A 16,015-nucleotide genomic window follows, 5' to 3' on the forward strand; every position below is an offset into this window, starting at 1 on the left:
CCCGTGCTTTTTGTTGCACGGGACCCATGGGTGCAACCGGCACCCGGCTTTCCCTGCGCCCTCTGTTCGATGAGAGGGTGAAACGAACGCAAAGCTCGGGCGCAATGCGCCGCGAGAATGTGGACTCACATCCTCAAGCTGTTTGAAAATTGAATCGGACGTTCCCCTCGTCGACCCATAACCACAGGACTTTGCTGTGTGCTCCGCTACCATTGCTTGCTCGCGCCACCACAACTCCCTGTGGTTATGGGTCCCCGCCTTCGCGGGGACGACATCGGTGTGTGTGTGACCCGCCTGGCTGATACAATCGAAGACATTGCCGGCCCCTCGGGATTTTCGTACATCACCACCGCCATGACTCAACCGTCCCTTTCCCCCGGCTGCGCCGACGTCCTGTTGTTCGACCTCGGCCGCGTCGTGCTCGATATCGATTTCGGCAAGGTGATGACCACCTGGGCCGGCCATGCCGGCTGCGAGCCCGGCGAGCTCGCCACCCGCTTTGTGATGGACGAGAGTTACAGACATCACGAGGTCGGCAAGATCGATGACGCCGCCTTCTTCGCAAGCTTGCGGCAGTCGCTCGGCATCGGCATCTCCGACGCCCAGTTCCTGGAAGGCTGGAACGCGATCTTCGCCGGCGAGATGCCGGGAATCGCCGAGCACCTGGCGCGCGCCAAGACGCGTCTGCCGCTTTATGCTTTCTCGAACACCAATCCGCCCCATATCGAGCATTTCTCGACAGCCTATTCGGACGTGCTCGGCCACTTCCGCCAGATCTTCTTCTCCTCGACGATCGGGCTACGGAAACCTGACGCGGACGCCTATGATTACGTGATAAAGGCGATCGGCGTGCCGGCCTCACGCATCGTGTTCTTCGACGATTCCGCAGAGAACATTCGCGGCGCACGGGCGATAGGTCTCACGGCCATTCACGTCACATCGCCGGATGATGTGACGAACGCGCTTGTCGCGCTCGGAATTTAGGAGTTGCCCGTGGCCCTGATGCCGGTCGCCGATGCGCTAGCCGCGGTCCTCGCCGGCGCGGAACCATTGCCGGAAGAGATGGTCGCGCTCGATGCCGCCTATCACCGCACGCTTGCCCGTGACGTCGCGGCAAAGCGTACTCAGCCGCCACTGGCGATGTCGGCGATGGATGGCTATGCGGTGCGATCCGCCGACGCCGCCGACTTGAGCGCGCGGCTGAAGGTGATCGGCGAAGTCGCCGCGGGCCGGCCGTTCGATCGGGAACTTGGTCCGCGGGAAGCGGCACGGATCTTCACCGGAGGCGTCATTCCCGCCGGCGCTGATGCGGTCGTGATCCAGGAGGACACCCGGGTCGATGGCGATCACATCACCATCACCGAGGCCGCTGTCGCCGGGCGGCATATCCGACCCGCCGGCGTCGATTTCCGCGAGGGTGACGTGCTGCTGAGGCGCGGAAGCCGCCTGACCGACCGCGCGTTGTCGCTGGCGGCGTCAATGAACTATCCGGAACTCCCCGTGCGGCGCCGGCCGAAGGTCGCCGTGCTCGCGACCGGCGACGAACTGGTGATGCCGGGCACCTCTCCGGGTCCAGGCCAGATCGTCTATTCCAACGGCTATGCGCTGCGGGCGATGGCGCGTGCGGAAGGCGCTGAAGCGATCGATCTGGGGGTCGCCGCCGACACGGTTGCCGCCACCACCGACGGCATCCGCCGCGCGCATGCCGCGGGCGCCGATATCCTCATCACCACCGGCGGCGCTTCGGTCGGCGACCATGACCTCGTCAAACCGTCGCTCGAGGCCGAGGGCGTGACCATGGCGTTCTGGAAGATCGCGATGCGGCCGGGCAAGCCGATGATGCATGGCCGGCTCGGCGCGATGCGAGTGATCGGCCTGCCCGGCAATCCGGTGTCGTCCTATGTCTGCGCCTATCTGTTCCTGGTGCCGTTGATTCGGGCCCTGCTCGGCCGCTCGGCGATTCATCACGTGACGGAAAGCGCCCTGCTCGGCCGCGATCTCGCCGCCAACGATCAGCGCGAAGATTATCTTCGTGCGCTACTCGAAGAGCGCGACGACGGCACGCTGATCGCAACGCCGGTCACCAAGCAGGACAGTTCGCTGCTTGGGAATCTCACTGCGGCGCAGGCACTTGTGATCCGTCCGCCATTCGCGCCAGCCGCAGCAAAAGGCGCGCCTTGCGACATTCTCCGATTGCCCGAATGACGTCGCGACCAACACCCGCCGGAGCATCTCTGGTCGCGTTCACCAGAAATTAAGTGGTTGCGGAACACATATCGAACATATAGTGTCCGTTCATGATTTGTTTCGAAACTCGCTGTCTACGAATGGGAGTGCGAGACTCCCGAGATCAGCTCTTCTCAAGTCTCGGATCGAACGACGCTACCAACCGGGGGAATGCTCGCGATGCTTACGCGCAAACAGTATGAACTTCTGCGTTTCATCAACGAACGGCTGAAAGAGGCCGGCGTGCCTCCTTCCTTCGACGAGATGAAGGACGCGCTCGACCTGCGCTCGAAGTCCGGCATCCACCGCCTGATCACGGCGCTGGAGGAACGGGGCTTCATCCGCCGCCTGCCGAACCGCGCCCGCGCGATCGAGGTGATCAAGCTGCCCGAGCTCTCCGCCGCCGGCAACGGTCGCCGCGGCTTCACGCCAAGCGTCATCGAGGGCACGCTCGGCAAGCGCACGACCAGCGCGGCCGTGGCCGAAGACGATGGCAACCGTCCCGTCGCCGTTCCCGTGATGGGCCGGATCGCGGCGGGTACGCCGATCGAGGCGCTGCAGACCCGCAGCCACACCATCAGCGTGCCGCCCGACATGCTCGGCTCCGGCGAGCACTATGCGCTCGAGGTACGCGGCGATTCCATGGTCGAGGCCGGCATCCTCGACGGCGACATGGCGCTGATCCAGCGTAACGACACCGCCAACACCGGCGACATCGTGGTGGCGCTGATCGATGAGGAGGAGGCGACGCTGAAGCGCTTCCGTCGCCGCGGCGCGTCAATCGCGCTTGAGCCTGCCAATGCGGCCTACGAAGTCCGCATCCTGCCGCCGAACCGGGTGCGGATCCAGGGCAAGCTGATCGGGCTTTATCGCAAGTACTGAGCCGACGAGGACGCAGCAGCTCGTCTGGTACTTTGGTGGGTGCTCTGCCCTCAAGGACACTGACAAGAACGATTTAGAGTGATTAGAATAAGAGCCCCGGTAAGTTCGCCGGGGCACTCTCGGTGCAAGGAGATGTGCGGCAGCGCCTCCTATCGTGTTTGTGAACGGCTGGAGGGCGCGGGCCGTACAAATGCCAAGAACGGAGCAGAGGCTTATAAGTTATCGTCCACTCTGATAGAGGCCTGCGCCTCTTCCCAGGCACGGGTCGGCTATCTCGAATGAGGAGCAATCCGATGTGTGACTATAGCCTGCACGCCGTGGCGACGCGTCCCGCCCAGGTTGGAGAGACGCTTATCACCACCACCTTCCGCGGTACCTCGACCCGCGGCTTCGCTTCGGAAAGCGATCCGACGGTCGCAGTCTGCATGCTTCCCGGGACCGAACTCGCGTTCGCCGATAACGTCCGTTACGACAATCGCTGGATCTGGACCAAGACGACCGGCTTCCGTGTCGGCAAGTTCAACCAGATCGATGCGCATATTCGGGATCGTCATCACGACGCGATCGAATTCCCCGATGGCAGCCATGTGCTGGTGACCCAGCTCTGCGAAGGGCAGCGGGCGACCGTGCTGCAATTGCCAGTGACGCATCATGTTGCAGAGCCGGCACCGAAGGCGGTCGAGCAGCGCCCCGCGCCGAACCCGCTGTTCATCGGCTGAGAGCTTCGGGCAGCGTGCGCCGCCGGTCCCGGCCGGCGGGACGTTGCCGCGGGTGAAAAGCAAAGTATTCGAGCGGCCCCGGAGGCCATCCCCGGGGCGCATGCGGTTTTTTGTTGAACTATTCGCAAGGGGCATGATCGGTGGTCACCAAGATCACATGGCAAAAAGCCGGACGGGTGGCCCAGCCCGGCCGATACATGTTCAGGTTCGGCTGGCTCACCGTCGCAGCGGAAGATCTCGCGATCTGGGAGCGATTTCCGGATGCGAGCTTCACGCTCGTGCAAGTGCCGTCGCATTCGGGCGGTCCGGACGAATTTCGGCTCGGCGCCTTCGAGCTGCCGGCCAACGCCGGTGGAGATTGACGGGAGCGCTCAGTCTTCCGGCTGCAGGTCGGACTCGGACGGGGTCGCATCGATGGCGCGCGGCGCGGGTGCCCCTTGGATCCGGATCGTGGTCTCGGGTTCGCCTTCGCCTGACACCGCAGGCGACCACGGCCGGTCGAGGCCGGCGGGCTTGACCGCATCGATGACGAAGCCGTTCCGGTTCCGCCGCAGCGCCAGCCCGCCCTGCCGCCGCAGGCGCTCGGCATCGATGACCGCCGCCGCACAGCCTTGTGGCACCGGCCGTGCGGTCACGATCAGCACCGCCCGTTCGCAATCGTCCGCGAGCGCCTCGGATCGCTGCGTGAGCGCGATGAACGCGCCGCCCGCGGCCGGGGTCACGCAGCCGCCCTCATCGCATGAGACGCCCTCCGTGAGCGACGGGTCGCTTGCAGTGCGGGCATCGGCATCCGCGGCAAGCCACTCCTTGGCGAGAAACGCGTCCTTCGCGGTCCGCATCAGGTGCAACCGCCCGTCACCGCCGCGGACGGCGACATTGCGGCCGTCGCCGGAAATCAGGATGTCGGGTTGCGGCGCCCTCACCGCCCAGACCACCGCAATGAGAAGCACCGCCGCGCCGGCGAAGCGCAGCGGCGTGCGCAACAGCCCGAGCAGGATGACGCCCAGGCTCGCGGCGATCAGCGGGCCGATCCCGAACGCACTGACGTGGCCGACTGCGCCCGGCAGCGCGGCGACCCATTGCGCAACTACGATCATCCAGTCGATGCCGCTGCCCATGATCGCCCAGAACACGCCGTCGAAACCGAACGGCATCGCCAGCAAGCCGAGGAGCCCGGCCGGCATCACCAGCGCCGACACCACCGGCATCGCCGCCAGATTGGCAAGCACGCCGAAGGGCGCCACCCGATGGAAGTGAAAGGCGGCATAGGGCGTGGTCGCCAGCCCCGCTACCAGCGAGGCCAGCAGCAGCATCGCAATCTCGCGCCCGCCCCACAGCGCGATCCGCGCGGTCGCGGAATGATCGGGCGCGGCAAACAGATGCGGCATGCCAATCTGCACCAGCGCCACCAGCCCGAGGGTCGCCGCAAAAGACATCTGGAAACTGGGGTGAACCAGCGCTTCCGGCGCGATCGCGAGCACAATCATGGCCGCGACGGCGAGCGTCCGGAACGTCACCGCGCGGCGGTCGACCATGACGGCGATCAGCACCACTGCCGTCATGAAGAACGATCTCTGGGTCGCGACCTCCGCACCCGACAGCAGCAGATAGAAGGCGGCAGCGACCAGCGCCGCCGCGGCGGACCATTTCTTGATCGGAAAGCCCACAGTGAGCACCGGGAACAGTGCGAGCAAGGCGCGGACTGCGAAGAAGACCACGCCCGCGACCACCGCCATGTGATAGCCCGAGATCGAGAGCACGTGGCCGAGCCCCGAGATGAACATCGCATCATTCACCGGCTCGGAGATCGCATCGCGCCGGCCGGTCAGGAGTGCGGTCGCGATCGCGCGATTGTCGCCTTCGAGCACGTTGCGGATCCGCGCATCGATCGCATCGCGCATGCCTTGCATGAACGCCGCATAGCGCAGCGCAAATCCGCGGCCTTCCGGCGACGCCGTCGTCTTGATCGCGCCGAGTACGAAACCGGAGGCGCCGATGCCCTGGAAATAGAGATCGCGGCTGAAATCGTAGCTGCCGGGCCGTAAGGGAGCGAGCGGCGGCTGCAGCCGTGCCTTCAATTCGACGAAGCTGCCGACTTCAGGGGCAGTGCCCTTCTTCACCGACAGCCTGACACGCTCGAGCTTCGGCGCGCCGCGCTGGCTTTCGATGCTCGCGACGCGCAGCACGAAACGGTCGGTACGCTCGCGGATGTCACGTGTCTCGACAAATCCGGTGAGCGACACCGAAAACATCGGCCGCGCCAGCACGCCATGTGCGACCCGCGCGGTGCGCCAGGTGGCAACCGCAAAACCCGCCGCAACGGCGGCAATGATGACGGCGGCAGCGAACGCCTGCCGCCGCCTGAGCAGGAACGCGACAGCGCATAGCGCGATGGCGACGATTGCCGCGACCGACAGCACTGGCTCATGGTCGGCGGCGAAGTAAAGCGCGATGCCGCAGCCGAACGCGACCGGCACCCAGGGCAGAAGCCGTCCGGCGCCCGCTTCCGCCCGGATCCACTGGCGCAACGTCCCGACGATTGGCGGCCAGGCGCCGACGCCGATCGGGGCATACCCACCCGCCGGCGCCACCGCCTCGCGGGGCGGCCAGGTGCCGGCATAGCCGCGCCTGCCGCCCGGCGTCCTGCCCTCGTCCGACATCCTGCGCCCTGGAGTATTCCTGCTTCAACAAAGCTACCGGAACCGGGTATCCGCGGGATAGCGGAACAGATGCGGAATACGGAGGAAAGAACGCCCTGCCGGCGCGTTTCCGATCTTAGCGCTCCAAGCCCGATTGAGCCGAAAGTCTCATAAGGCCACAGTCCCATTGAGGATTAGACTACCGTGACGCCTCCACCCGGACAGATGGGAAAGAGGCAGTGGTGGCTCGCGGTTCGAAGACCGCTGGAGCCCTTCTCAGGTGGTTCAAGGCTTCCCTGAGACCGGCGTTGCGGACGCAACTCGCAAATCAGGCCTGTAGCGTCACGCATCACGCGCACTCCGCGAGCGAACAGAGCGCTGAAAAACGCGAGGAGAAGCCTTTGAACCGAAGGAGCAGCACATGGCAATTCAAGTACCGAGCGATTTTCGCCGGGTGATCGTTGCCGCGTCGGTCGGAAACATCATCGAATGGTATGACTTCTATATCTTTGGCAGCCTGGCCGCCGTTCTGTCGGTCAAGTTCTTCGAACAATCCCACCCCGTCGCAGCCCTGCTGAGCACGATCGCCCTGTTCACTGCAGGATTCCTGATCCGTCCGCTCGGAGCATTCCTCTTCGGATGGATGGGCGACCGGGTCGGCCGCAAGTACACGTTCCTCATCACGCTCACCGGAATGGGACTGGGAACGGGCGCGATCGGCCTGATCCCGACTTACCAGTCGATCGGTCTCACCGCCGCGTTCGTGCTGTTCGGGCTGCGCATGATCCAGGGCCTGTGCCTCGGTGGCGAATATGGCGGCGCCATCACCTATGTTGCCGAGCATGTGCCCGACGACAGACGCGGCTACTACACAGGCTGGCTCCAGACCTCGCCGACGCTCGGGATCGTGGTGTCGCTGGCCGTGATCATTCTGACCCGGATCTATTTCGGCGATCAGGCCTTCAACGAATGGGGATGGCGCGTTCCGTTCCTGCTGTCATTCCTGCTGGTGGCCATCGCCATCTACATCCGCCTCCAGCTCCAGGAGACGCCGATCTTCCAGGAGATCAAGGCCCGCGGGCAGATGACCAGGAATCCCTGGAAGGAGGCGTTCCTTAGCTCGAACATCAAATACATCGGAATCGCCATCATCGTCCTGATCGGACAGGGCGTGGTGTGGTACAGCGGTCAGTTCTGGGCGCTGTACTTCCTGCAGCAGGTCTCCAAGGTGGACGCGCTGACCTCGTCGTACATCGTCGGGGCTGCGCTGCTACTTGCGACGCCGAGCCTGATCTTCTTTGGCTGGCTGTCGGACCTGATCGGCCGCAAACCGGTGATCCTGGGAGGCATGCTGCTTGCCGCCATCACCTATTATCCGCTGTATCTGTGGCTCGGAACGGTCACGCAGCCCGGAAACATCAACTATCCGATCGCAATCTTCATCATCTTCATCCTCGTCTGTTACGTCGGGATGGTGTACGGGCCGGTCGGCGCGTTCCTGGCGGAGTTCTTCCCCAGCAGAATCCGGTACACGTCGGTGTCGGTGCCGTATCACATCGGCAATGGCTGGGGCGGCGGCTTGGTGCCGTTCATCACCTCGGCGGCTTTCGCCGCCACTGGCAGCGTCGGCTACGCGCTGATCTATCCGATCCTAGTTCCTGCGATCTGCTTCGTGCTCGCCGTTTTCCTGATGCCGGAAACGAACAAGACCAGCATCTGGGAGCAGGTCGAACCGAGAACCGCATCGTGACGCCCAATAGCCGTTGCCGCGGGGCTACCAAGCCCTGTGGCGGGGGAATCCAACATCCGGCAGGAGTGGGTCGACACCTCTGCCGCAACAATACCCTCGCGCCGGCCGCTACCGCGTAGCGGTCGGACCGATGGCTCGGCCAAACCTGCCTTCTCAGCCGGCGCGGTGATGCCAGCGATCGTGCCACCAGGCGGTGAAATCACGATCCGTCAGCAGCTCCCAGCCGGCCAAGAGGATCACCAGCATGCCCGACAGCACGCTGCTTACCGTCGCCGAGACCTGCTCGTAGCCGACCGTCCACGGTGCCAAGAGCAGAGCCAGTCCGAGCAGCATCTCTCCCCATTCCTCCAGATAGGACGGAATGACAAACGCCTCGACGGCAAACAGGATGACAGCCAACCCAAGCGCGATGGTGATCCAGACGGCCGCTCCGCCGAAGCCCAGGGCAAACGGCGACCCGACCAGCCACACACCCACCAACAAGCTGGCAACGTCCTGCCAGTGTTGAATGCGCATGACGCTCACCTCCCCTCTCCCATGCATATGGTCACGCGGCGCGGCGCCGGAAAGACATCCCGCCTGACCTGCGTTGTGTTGCGGCTCTCCGTGTTCCGGAGCCGCTTCCCGCCGCCCATCAGCCGGAAAGCACGCTTGCAAGTGCGCCGCAGCAGGATGCAAACTGCTGCGCTCAATCAGGTGTCAACGTCTACGGCTCTCGGCCCGACCGGAATTCAAGGTTGCGTCCAGAACGAGAGGAGCATGGCGCCATGCGAGAAATCGAAATCCACGATTATGCGCGGCAGCTCTTGGAAGCACATGGCGCCAAGGCCATTGCGGAAGCTGCGCAGAATGCCATCGAGCTCGAGGCAAAGGGCGAGGTCGAACTCGCCAAGACCTGGCGGCATATCGAAGACGCCATGAAGCTGATGCGCGGGCCGCACCAAAGCTGACGCTCCGGTGCGGCAACCGCGAACGTGGCGCAGGATTCGTCGCAAGCCGCTTTAACACGCGGCGGAGCGACAACATGACCTCTAGTGACCGGCTCTCCATGACAGGAGCGAAGCCATGTTTCCCAGATGTACGACAGCCGAAGATCTCGTGAAGGCGATCACCGATGAGAAGGTGCAGATGATCGACCTGCGCTTCACCGACCTGCCGGGGGTGTGGCAGCATTTTTCCGTCCCGCCGAGCGCGGCGAGTATCGATGCTCTCAGCGAGGGCATTGGCTTCGACGGCTCATCGATCCGCGGCTTTCAGGAAATCCAGGAAAGCGACATGCTTGTCGTCGCGGATCCGACCACGGCTTTCCTCGACCCGTATTCGCTGGCATCGACCCTGGTCCTGATCTGCAACATCCGCGATCCCGTGACCGGTCAATCCTACAGCCGCGATGCCCGCTACATCGCCCAGAAGGCCGAGACCCATCTGAAGGGCACCGGGCGCGCCGATACGAGCTACTTCGGTCCGGAGGCGGAATTCTTCGTGTTCGACGACGTCCGCTACGGACAGGGCATCAATTACGCCTTCCACGAAATCGATTCCGGTGAAGGCAGTTGGAACACGGGCAAGGAGGAAGTGCCGAATCTGGGCCACAAGCCGCGCCCGAAAGAAGGATACTTTCCCGTTCCCCCCACCGATAGCATGCAGGATCTCCGCGCCGAAATGGTGCTGACGATGGAAGAACTCGGCATCCAGATCGAAGCCCATCACCATGAAGTCGCGACCGGCGGCCAGAACGAGATCGACATGCGCTTCACCACGCTCACGCGCATGGCGGACAATCTGATGATCTACAAATACGTGGTGAAGAACACCGCGAAGCAGCATGGCATGACCGCGACGTTCATGCCCAAACCGCTGTTCGAGGACAACGCTTCAGGGATGCACGTTCACCAGTCGCTATGGAAGGGCGAGACCAATCTGTTCTACGACAGGGGCGACTATGCCGAGCTGAGCCAGCTTGCCCGCTACTATATCGGCGGCCTCCTGACCCACGCCTGGGCGCTGTGCGGGCTTTGCGCGCCCACCACGAACTCCTATCGGCGCCTGGTGCCGGGCTATGAGGCCCCGATCAACCTGGTCTACTCTCAGCGCAACCGCTCGGCCTGCTGCCGCATTCCGATGTATTCGCCGAATCCGAAGGCCAAGCGCGTCGAGTTCCGCTCGCCGGATCCTTCGTGCAATCCCTATCTGGCTTTCTCCGCGATGCTGATGGCCGGCCTCGACGGCATCAACAACCGGATCGACCCGGGCAGCCCGATCGACAAGAATCTTTACGACCTGCCGCCCGCCGAGGCGAAGGATGTGAAGTCGACGCCCGGATCGCTGGACCAGGCGCTCGACGCGCTCGAGCGCGATCACGCCTTCCTGCTCCGCGGCGACGTCTTCACCGCCGACGTGATCGAAACCTGGCTCGACTACAAGCGGAAGAAAGAGGTCGATCCAATCCGGCTACGCCCGCATCCGTACGAGTTCCACCTCTATTACGACATCTAGCGACGACCGCCCGGGTGACCGGCCTATTGGTCAATCAGCGGCGTCTTCGATGAAACGTGATGGCTGGCGATTTTCCAGTCGCCGTCTTCACGAACGATGACCCAGGTGATCTTGACTGAGAGCGTGGGATCACTCTCGCCCAGAAAGAATGACGCGGTGCCAGCCATGTTGATGAGATCAGGGCTGACCTGCGCGGCGCGCACATCGGAAAACTGAACGGTCGGCGAGCGCCATCGCGGCAGGCCGTTGAAGTAGGCCGCAACCCCTTCCCTGCCGCGATAGAGCGTCGGATTGGAGCCGAAGAAGAACGCGCGCTCCGAATAGAGCGAAGCGAGTGCTGCGGCATCCAGCCTGCTGAAGCCGGCGGACCATTTTGCCATGATGGCGGAGACGATCTCCTCGGCTTCGCCCTGCATCTCGCCCGCCCCTAGCTCTTGCCGCCGACTTCCTTGGCGAAGGTATCGCGGAGTCCAATGGTGCGGTTGAACACCATCTTGTCCGACGTCGAGTCGGCATCGCGCACGAAATAGCCCTGGCGCTCGAACTGCATTACCTCGTTCGAATTGCTCTCGGCGATCGCCGGCTCGATGCGCGCGTCCGTCAGCACTTCCAGCGACTGCGGATTAAGGTCGGCGGCGAAGTTGCCGGCGTCCGGACTGGGCGTCGCGAAGAGCTGGTTGTAGATGCGGATCTCGGCCGGTTTCGACTGCGCCGCCGGCAGCCAGTGCATGGTCGCCTTCACCTTGCGGCCGTCGGGCGCATTGCCGCCCTTGGTCGCGGGATCATAGGTGCAGCGCAGCTCGACGACCTCGCCGGCGTCGTTCTTGATGACGCCGGTGCACTTGATGAAATAGGCATAGCGTAGCCGCACTTCGGTGCCCGGCGAGAGGCGGAAGAATTTCTTCGGCGGGTTCTCCATGAAGTCGTCGCGCTCGATATAGAGCTCGCGGCCGAAGGCGATCTTGCGGGTGCCGGCCGTGGGATCGTCGGGGTGGTTGATCGCCTCGATCTCCTCAACCTGCCCTTCCGGATAGTTCTCGATCACCACCTTGAGCGGCCGCAGCACCGCCATGCGCCGGAGCGCGGTGCGGTTCAGCTCCTCGCGGATGCAGAACTCCAGCATGCCGACGTCGACGACGCTGTTGGACTTGGCCACGCCGATCCGCTTGATGAACTCGCGGATCGCCGCTGGCGGCACGCCGCGCCGCTTCAAGCCTGCAATCGTGGGCATGCGGGGATCGTCCCAGCCGGCGACATGTCCCTCGCGCACGAGCTGGGTCAGCACGCGCTTGGAGAGCAGCGTATAGGTCAGGTTCAGGCGCGCAAATTCGTACTGCCTGGGCTTGGACGGCACCGGCAGCTTGTCGAGCAGCCATTCATAGAGCGGGCGATGATCCTCGAATTCGAGCGTGCAGATCGAGTGCGTGACGCCCTCGATCGCGTCCGACTGCCCGTGGGCATAGTCATAGCTCGGATAGATCGACCATGTGTCGCCGGTGCGCGGATGGTGTGCGTGCAGAATCCGGTACAGCACCGGGTCGCGCATGTTGATGTTGCCCGAGGCCATGTCGATCTTGGCCCGCAGCACGCGCGCGCCGTTCGGGAACTCGCCGGCCTTCATGCGGCGGAACAGGTCGAGGTTCTCCTCTACCGAGCGGTCGCGATAGGGCGAGTTCTTGCCGGGCTCGGTCAGCGTGCCGCGCGCGAGGCGAATCTCCTCCTGGCTCTGGTCGTCGACATAGGCATCGCCCTGCTTGATCAGTTCCTCGGCCCATTCGTAGAGGCGCTCGAAATAGTCGGAGGCGAAATAGAGGTTATCGCCCCAGTCGTAGCCGAGCCAGCGCACGTCGGCCTGGATCGAGTCGATATATTCCTGCTCCTCCTTGGTCGGATTGGTGTCGTCGAAGCGCAGGTTGCAGTGGCCGGGAAACTCCTGCGCGATGCCGAAGTTAAGTGCGATCGACTTGGCGTGGCCAATGTGCAGGTAGCCGTTCGGCTCCGGCGGGAAGCGCGTCACGACGTGGCTGTGCGTCTTTGACGCGAGGTCAGCCTGGACGATGTCGCGAATGAAATCGCGTCCGGTCTCCGCCGCTTCTGCCGCCACTGGTTCTGTCGTCATCGAGGGTTCCTATGCATGGTCCAGAAAACCGGAAGCCGCTTTCCCGAAAGATCATGCTCAAAAAAGGGATCAGCCGCCCTTCTGCCAAATTCGCCCCGGCCCGCCAAGCCCGCTTTCGAGGCCACCGCTTTCGAGGCTGCCGCTTTCGAGGCTGCCTTGGGACAGCCCAAGTGGACAGCCAAGGCTTTGGTAAGGCCAAGGCTTTAGTTATGCGTTGTTCCTGCTATACACCAGCGCCGTTCAAGCCCGAGTTCGCATCCGGTCATGTCTGATTCCGTCGTCACACGCTTCGCCCCCTCGCCGACCGGCTTCCTCCATATCGGGGGTGCCCGCACCGCGCTGTTCAACTGGCTCTATGCCAGGAAGCACGGCGGCAAGATGCTGCTCCGGATCGAGGACACCGACCGCGAGCGCTCCACCAAGGAGGCGATCGAGGCCATCCTGGATGGCCTGACCTGGCTCGAGCTGAATTGGGACGGCGAGGTCATCTACCAGTTCAGCCGCGCCGCCCGCCACCGCGAGGTCGCCGAGCAGTTGCTCGCCGCCGGGCGCGCCTATCGCTGCTACGCCACGGCAGAGGAACTTGCCGCCATGCGCGAGAAAGCGCGCGCCGAGGGCCGCACCCGCCTCTACGACGGAATGTGGCGCGACCGTGATCCGGCCGACGCGCCGGCCGGGATGAAACCCACGATCCGGCTGAAGGCGCCCCTGACCGGCGAGACCGTGATCGAGGATCAGGTCCAGGGCCGCGTGGTCTGGCAGAACGAGAACCTCGACGACCTCGTCCTGCTGCGCGGCGACGGCACGCCGACCTACATGCTCGCGGTGGTGGTCGATGACCACGACATGGGCGTGACACATGTCATCCGCGGCGACGATCACCTGATCAACGCCGCGCGCCAGAAGCAGATCTACGACGCACTGGAATGGAACATCCCGAGCATGTCCCATATCCCGCTGATCCATGGCCCCGACGGCTCAAAGCTCTCCAAGCGCCACGGCGCGCTCGGCGTCGATGCCTACCGGGCGATGGGCTACCTGCCGGCGGCGCTGCGCAACTACCTGGTCCGGCTCGGCTGGAGCCATGGCGACCAGGAGATATTCTCCACGCAGGAGATGATCGAGGCGTTCGACCTGCCGTCGATCGGCCGTTCAGCGGCGCGGTTCGACTTCGCCAAGCTGGAGAACCTCAACGGCCACTATATCCGGCACAGCGACGATCAATCTCTCGTGACGCAGTTCGAGAACGTGCTGGACTACGTTCCCGACGGCGCCGCCATCAAAGCCAAGCTCAACGAGGAGACGCGTGCGCAATTGCTGCGGGCGATGCCGAGCCTGAAGGAGCGCGCCAAGACGCTGATCGAATTGATCGCGGGCGCCTCTTTCATCTTCGCCGACCGGCCGATCCAGATCGAGCCAAAGGCCGCCGCGCTGCTGACGCCGGAAACGCGCGCGCTGATCGGCAAGCTTCGCGCGGCGCTGGAGACGGTCACCGACTGGCGGCTGGAGACCACGGAAGCCGCCATGCGGAATTTCGCGGAGCAGAACAATCTCAAGCTCGGCGCCGTCGCTCAGCCGCTCCGGGTGGCATTGACGGGACGCACCACCTCGCCGGGTATTTTCGATGTCCTGGCGGTATTGGGGCGGGAGGAAAGTCTTGCCCGGCTGGGCGATCAGTCGGCTGCGTAAGCCCCTGCCATGCCCCTCCGAGGGTCCACCTTGCAGCGCACAGGGCAATAAGCTACGCATTCCGCGAGGCCTTCTAGACAATCCGGCTTGTCCCGACATCCGCCGTAGAAACGGCAACCCGGGCAGGCTCGATTTTCGCAACAAATTCATCGGGGACTACACGATGGACGCACAATCCAGCAGCAAAACAGCTACCCTCACGATCGGCAACAAGACCTACGATTTCCCGATCCTGAGTGGCACCGTCGGTCCTGATGTCATCGACATCGGCAAGCTGTACAACCAGGCCGGCGTGTTCACCTACGACCCGGGCTTCACCTCGACGGGGAGCTGCCAGTCCAAGATCACCTATATCGACGGCGACGCCGGTATCCTCGAATACCGCGGCTATCCGATCGAGCAACTCGCCGAGCACGGCGATTTCCTGGAGACCTGCTATCTCCTGCTCTACGGGGAGCTTCCGACTCCGGCGCAGAAGAAGGATTTCGACTACCGCGTCACCCATCATACGATGGTGCACGAACAGATGGCGCGCTTCTTCCAGGGCTTCCGCCGCGACGCCCATCCTATGGCGATCATGGTCGCTGCCGTCGGCGCACTCGCCGCGTTCTACCACGACTCCACCGACATCAATGATCCGCAGCAGCGCATGATCGCTTCCATGCGCATGATCGCGAAGATCCCGACGCTGGCGGCGATGGCCTACAAATACACCATCGGCCAGCCCTTCATGTATCCGAAGAACTCGCTGAAGTTCGCCGAGAACTTCCTCAATATGTGCTTCGGCGTGCCTTGCGAGGAATACAAGATCAACCCGGTGCTCGCCGACGCGCTGGAGAAGATCTTCATCCTGCACGCCGACCACGAGCAGAATGCGTCGACCTCCACGGTACGCATCGCCGGCTCTTCGGGCGCCAACCCGTTCGCCTGCATCGCGGCCGGCATCGCCTGTCTGTGGGGCCCGGCGCATGGCGGCGCCAACGAAGCCGCGCTGAACATGCTGTACGGCATCGGTAAGGTCGAGAACATTCCGGACTTCATCGCCAAGGTGAAGGACAAGAACAGCGAAGTCCGCCTGATGGGCTTTGGCCACCGCGTCTACAAGAACTACGATCCACGCGCCAAGATCATGCAGAAGATGTGTCATGCCGTGCTGAAGGAGACCGGCCACGGCGACGATCCGATGCTGAAGGTGGCGATGGAGCTGGAGAAGATCGCGCTCAGCGACCAGTACTTCATCGACCGCAAGCTCTATCCGAACGTGGACTTCTATTCGGGCATCACGCTGAAGGCGATGGGCTTCCCGGTCGACATGTTCACCGTGCTGTTCGCGGTCGCCCGCACCGTCGGCTGGATCAGCCAGTGGAGCGAGATGATCGAAGATCCGCAGCAGAAGATCGGCCGTCCGCGCCAGCTCTACACCGGCGTCGCCCGCCGCGAATACGTCCCGATCGACAAGCGGAAGTAAGCTTCAAGCTTTCTGCGAAGTTTCAGA

The 16,015-nt window shown here is 63.7% G+C and carries 14 protein-coding genes; 10 read left to right on the forward strand and 4 right to left on the reverse strand.

Going from position 1 to position 16,015, the window contains the following annotated elements; translation table 11 throughout:
- Positions 1-354: 354 nt before the first annotated feature.
- The 5 genes from YY7_RS0107660 to YY7_RS0107680 all read left to right on the forward strand — a co-directional run bounded on the left by YY7_RS0107660 (position 355) and on the right by YY7_RS0107680 (position 4,189).
- Positions 355-984, forward strand: a complete 630-nt coding sequence (locus YY7_RS0107660) for an HAD-IA family hydrolase (RefSeq protein WP_028162732.1) — start codon at positions 355-357, stop codon at positions 982-984.
- Positions 985-993: 9 nt separating this feature from the next.
- Positions 994-2,205 (forward strand): molybdopterin molybdotransferase MoeA, encoded by a 1,212-nt coding sequence (locus YY7_RS0107665; RefSeq protein WP_028162733.1) that lies wholly within the window; start codon positions 994-996, stop codon positions 2,203-2,205.
- 201 nt (positions 2,206-2,406) lie between these two features.
- Positions 2,407-3,108 carry a transcriptional repressor LexA gene (gene lexA / locus YY7_RS0107670; protein ID WP_028162734.1) on the forward strand — a complete coding sequence of 234 codons (702 nt, stop codon included), beginning with the start codon at positions 2,407-2,409 and terminating at the stop codon, positions 3,106-3,108.
- 293 nt (positions 3,109-3,401) lie between these two features.
- The gene (locus YY7_RS0107675) at positions 3,402-3,827 is read left to right on the forward strand and encodes a hypothetical protein (RefSeq protein ID WP_028162735.1); all 426 of its coding nucleotides are present in this window, start codon (positions 3,402-3,404) and stop codon (positions 3,825-3,827) included.
- Positions 3,828-3,967: 140 nt separating this feature from the next.
- Positions 3,968-4,189, forward strand: a complete 222-nt coding sequence (locus YY7_RS0107680; protein WP_028162736.1) for a hypothetical protein — start codon at positions 3,968-3,970, stop codon at positions 4,187-4,189.
- A 9-nt stretch (positions 4,190-4,198) separates the two neighbouring features.
- Here YY7_RS0107680 and YY7_RS0107685 read toward each other — a convergent pair whose 3' ends face one another.
- Positions 4,199-6,487, reverse strand: a complete 2,289-nt coding sequence (locus YY7_RS0107685; RefSeq protein ID WP_028162737.1) for a ComEC/Rec2 family competence protein — start codon at positions 6,485-6,487, stop codon at positions 4,199-4,201.
- Positions 6,488-6,887: 400 nt separating this feature from the next.
- Between YY7_RS0107685 and YY7_RS0107690 the strand changes: the two genes are divergently transcribed.
- Positions 6,888-8,216, forward strand: coding sequence for an MFS transporter (locus tag YY7_RS0107690; protein WP_028162738.1), 1,329 nt, complete (start codon positions 6,888-6,890; stop codon positions 8,214-8,216).
- Between the two features lie 153 nt (positions 8,217-8,369).
- Here the strand turns inward: YY7_RS0107690 and YY7_RS0107695 are convergent, their stop codons facing one another.
- Positions 8,370-8,732, reverse strand: a complete 363-nt coding sequence (locus YY7_RS0107695) for an SPW repeat domain-containing protein (RefSeq protein ID WP_063623362.1) — start codon at positions 8,730-8,732, stop codon at positions 8,370-8,372.
- Between the two features lie 251 nt (positions 8,733-8,983).
- On the opposite strand from YY7_RS0107695, the gene YY7_RS0107700 reads away from it, so the two are divergent.
- Positions 8,984-9,166, forward strand: coding sequence for a hypothetical protein (locus YY7_RS0107700; RefSeq protein WP_028162740.1), 183 nt, complete (start codon positions 8,984-8,986; stop codon positions 9,164-9,166).
- Positions 9,167-9,281: 115 nt separating this feature from the next.
- Positions 9,282-10,712: a type I glutamate--ammonia ligase gene (glnA, locus tag YY7_RS0107705; RefSeq protein WP_028162741.1), complete on the forward strand. Its 1,431-nt coding sequence runs from the start codon at positions 9,282-9,284 to the stop codon at positions 10,710-10,712.
- A gap of 23 nt (positions 10,713-10,735) precedes the next feature.
- On the opposite strand, the gene YY7_RS0107710 is transcribed toward glnA, so the two are convergent.
- Positions 10,736-11,128, reverse strand: a complete 393-nt coding sequence (locus tag YY7_RS0107710) for a YybH family protein (RefSeq protein WP_028162742.1) — start codon at positions 11,126-11,128, stop codon at positions 10,736-10,738.
- An 11-nt stretch (positions 11,129-11,139) separates the two neighbouring features.
- On the reverse strand, positions 11,140-12,831 hold the full coding sequence (locus tag YY7_RS0107715; protein ID WP_028162743.1) for a glutamine--tRNA ligase/YqeY domain fusion protein: 1,692 nt from the start codon (positions 12,829-12,831) through the stop codon (positions 11,140-11,142).
- A gap of 264 nt (positions 12,832-13,095) precedes the next feature.
- On the opposite strand from YY7_RS0107715, the gene gltX reads away from it, so the two are divergent.
- Positions 13,096-14,520, forward strand: a complete 1,425-nt coding sequence (gene gltX / locus YY7_RS0107720; protein ID WP_028162744.1) for a glutamate--tRNA ligase — start codon at positions 13,096-13,098, stop codon at positions 14,518-14,520.
- 163 nt (positions 14,521-14,683) lie between these two features.
- Positions 14,684-15,988 carry a citrate synthase gene (gene gltA, locus YY7_RS0107725; RefSeq protein ID WP_028162745.1) on the forward strand — a complete coding sequence of 435 codons (1,305 nt, stop codon included), beginning with the start codon at positions 14,684-14,686 and terminating at the stop codon, positions 15,986-15,988.
- The last annotated feature ends 27 nt before the right edge of the window (positions 15,989-16,015 follow it).

The sequence above is a fragment of the Bradyrhizobium elkanii WSM2783 genome, assembly GCF_000472865.1.
Taxonomy (GTDB): Bacteria; Pseudomonadota; Alphaproteobacteria; order Rhizobiales; family Xanthobacteraceae; genus Bradyrhizobium; species Bradyrhizobium elkanii_A.

Bases quoted from the DNA above. Each gene is read 5' to 3' on its own strand.
- gltA (WP_028162745.1), top strand. From the start codon at position 14,684: ATGGACGCACAATCCAGCAGCAAAACAGCTACCCTCACGATCGGCAAC.
- YY7_RS0107695 (WP_063623362.1), bottom strand. From the start codon at position 8,732: ATGCGCATTCAACACTGGCAGGACGTTGCCAGCTTGTTGGTGGGTGTG.
- YY7_RS0107660 (WP_028162732.1), top strand. From the start codon at position 355: ATGACTCAACCGTCCCTTTCCCCCGGCTGCGCCGACGTCCTGTTGTTC.
- YY7_RS0107685 (WP_028162737.1), bottom strand. From the start codon at position 6,487: ATGTCGGACGAGGGCAGGACGCCGGGCGGCAGGCGCGGCTATGCCGGC.
- YY7_RS0107715 (WP_028162743.1), bottom strand. From the start codon at position 12,831: ATGACGACAGAACCAGTGGCGGCAGAAGCGGCGGAGACCGGACGCGAT.
- YY7_RS0107700 (WP_028162740.1), top strand. From the start codon at position 8,984: ATGCGAGAAATCGAAATCCACGATTATGCGCGGCAGCTCTTGGAAGCA.
- gltX (WP_028162744.1), top strand. From the start codon at position 13,096: ATGTCTGATTCCGTCGTCACACGCTTCGCCCCCTCGCCGACCGGCTTC.
- YY7_RS0107710 (WP_028162742.1), bottom strand. From the start codon at position 11,128: ATGCAGGGCGAAGCCGAGGAGATCGTCTCCGCCATCATGGCAAAATGG.
- YY7_RS0107690 (WP_028162738.1), top strand. From the start codon at position 6,888: ATGGCAATTCAAGTACCGAGCGATTTTCGCCGGGTGATCGTTGCCGCG.
- YY7_RS0107675 (WP_028162735.1), top strand. From the start codon at position 3,402: ATGTGTGACTATAGCCTGCACGCCGTGGCGACGCGTCCCGCCCAGGTT.
- glnA (WP_028162741.1), top strand. From the start codon at position 9,282: ATGTTTCCCAGATGTACGACAGCCGAAGATCTCGTGAAGGCGATCACC.
- lexA (WP_028162734.1), top strand. From the start codon at position 2,407: ATGCTTACGCGCAAACAGTATGAACTTCTGCGTTTCATCAACGAACGG.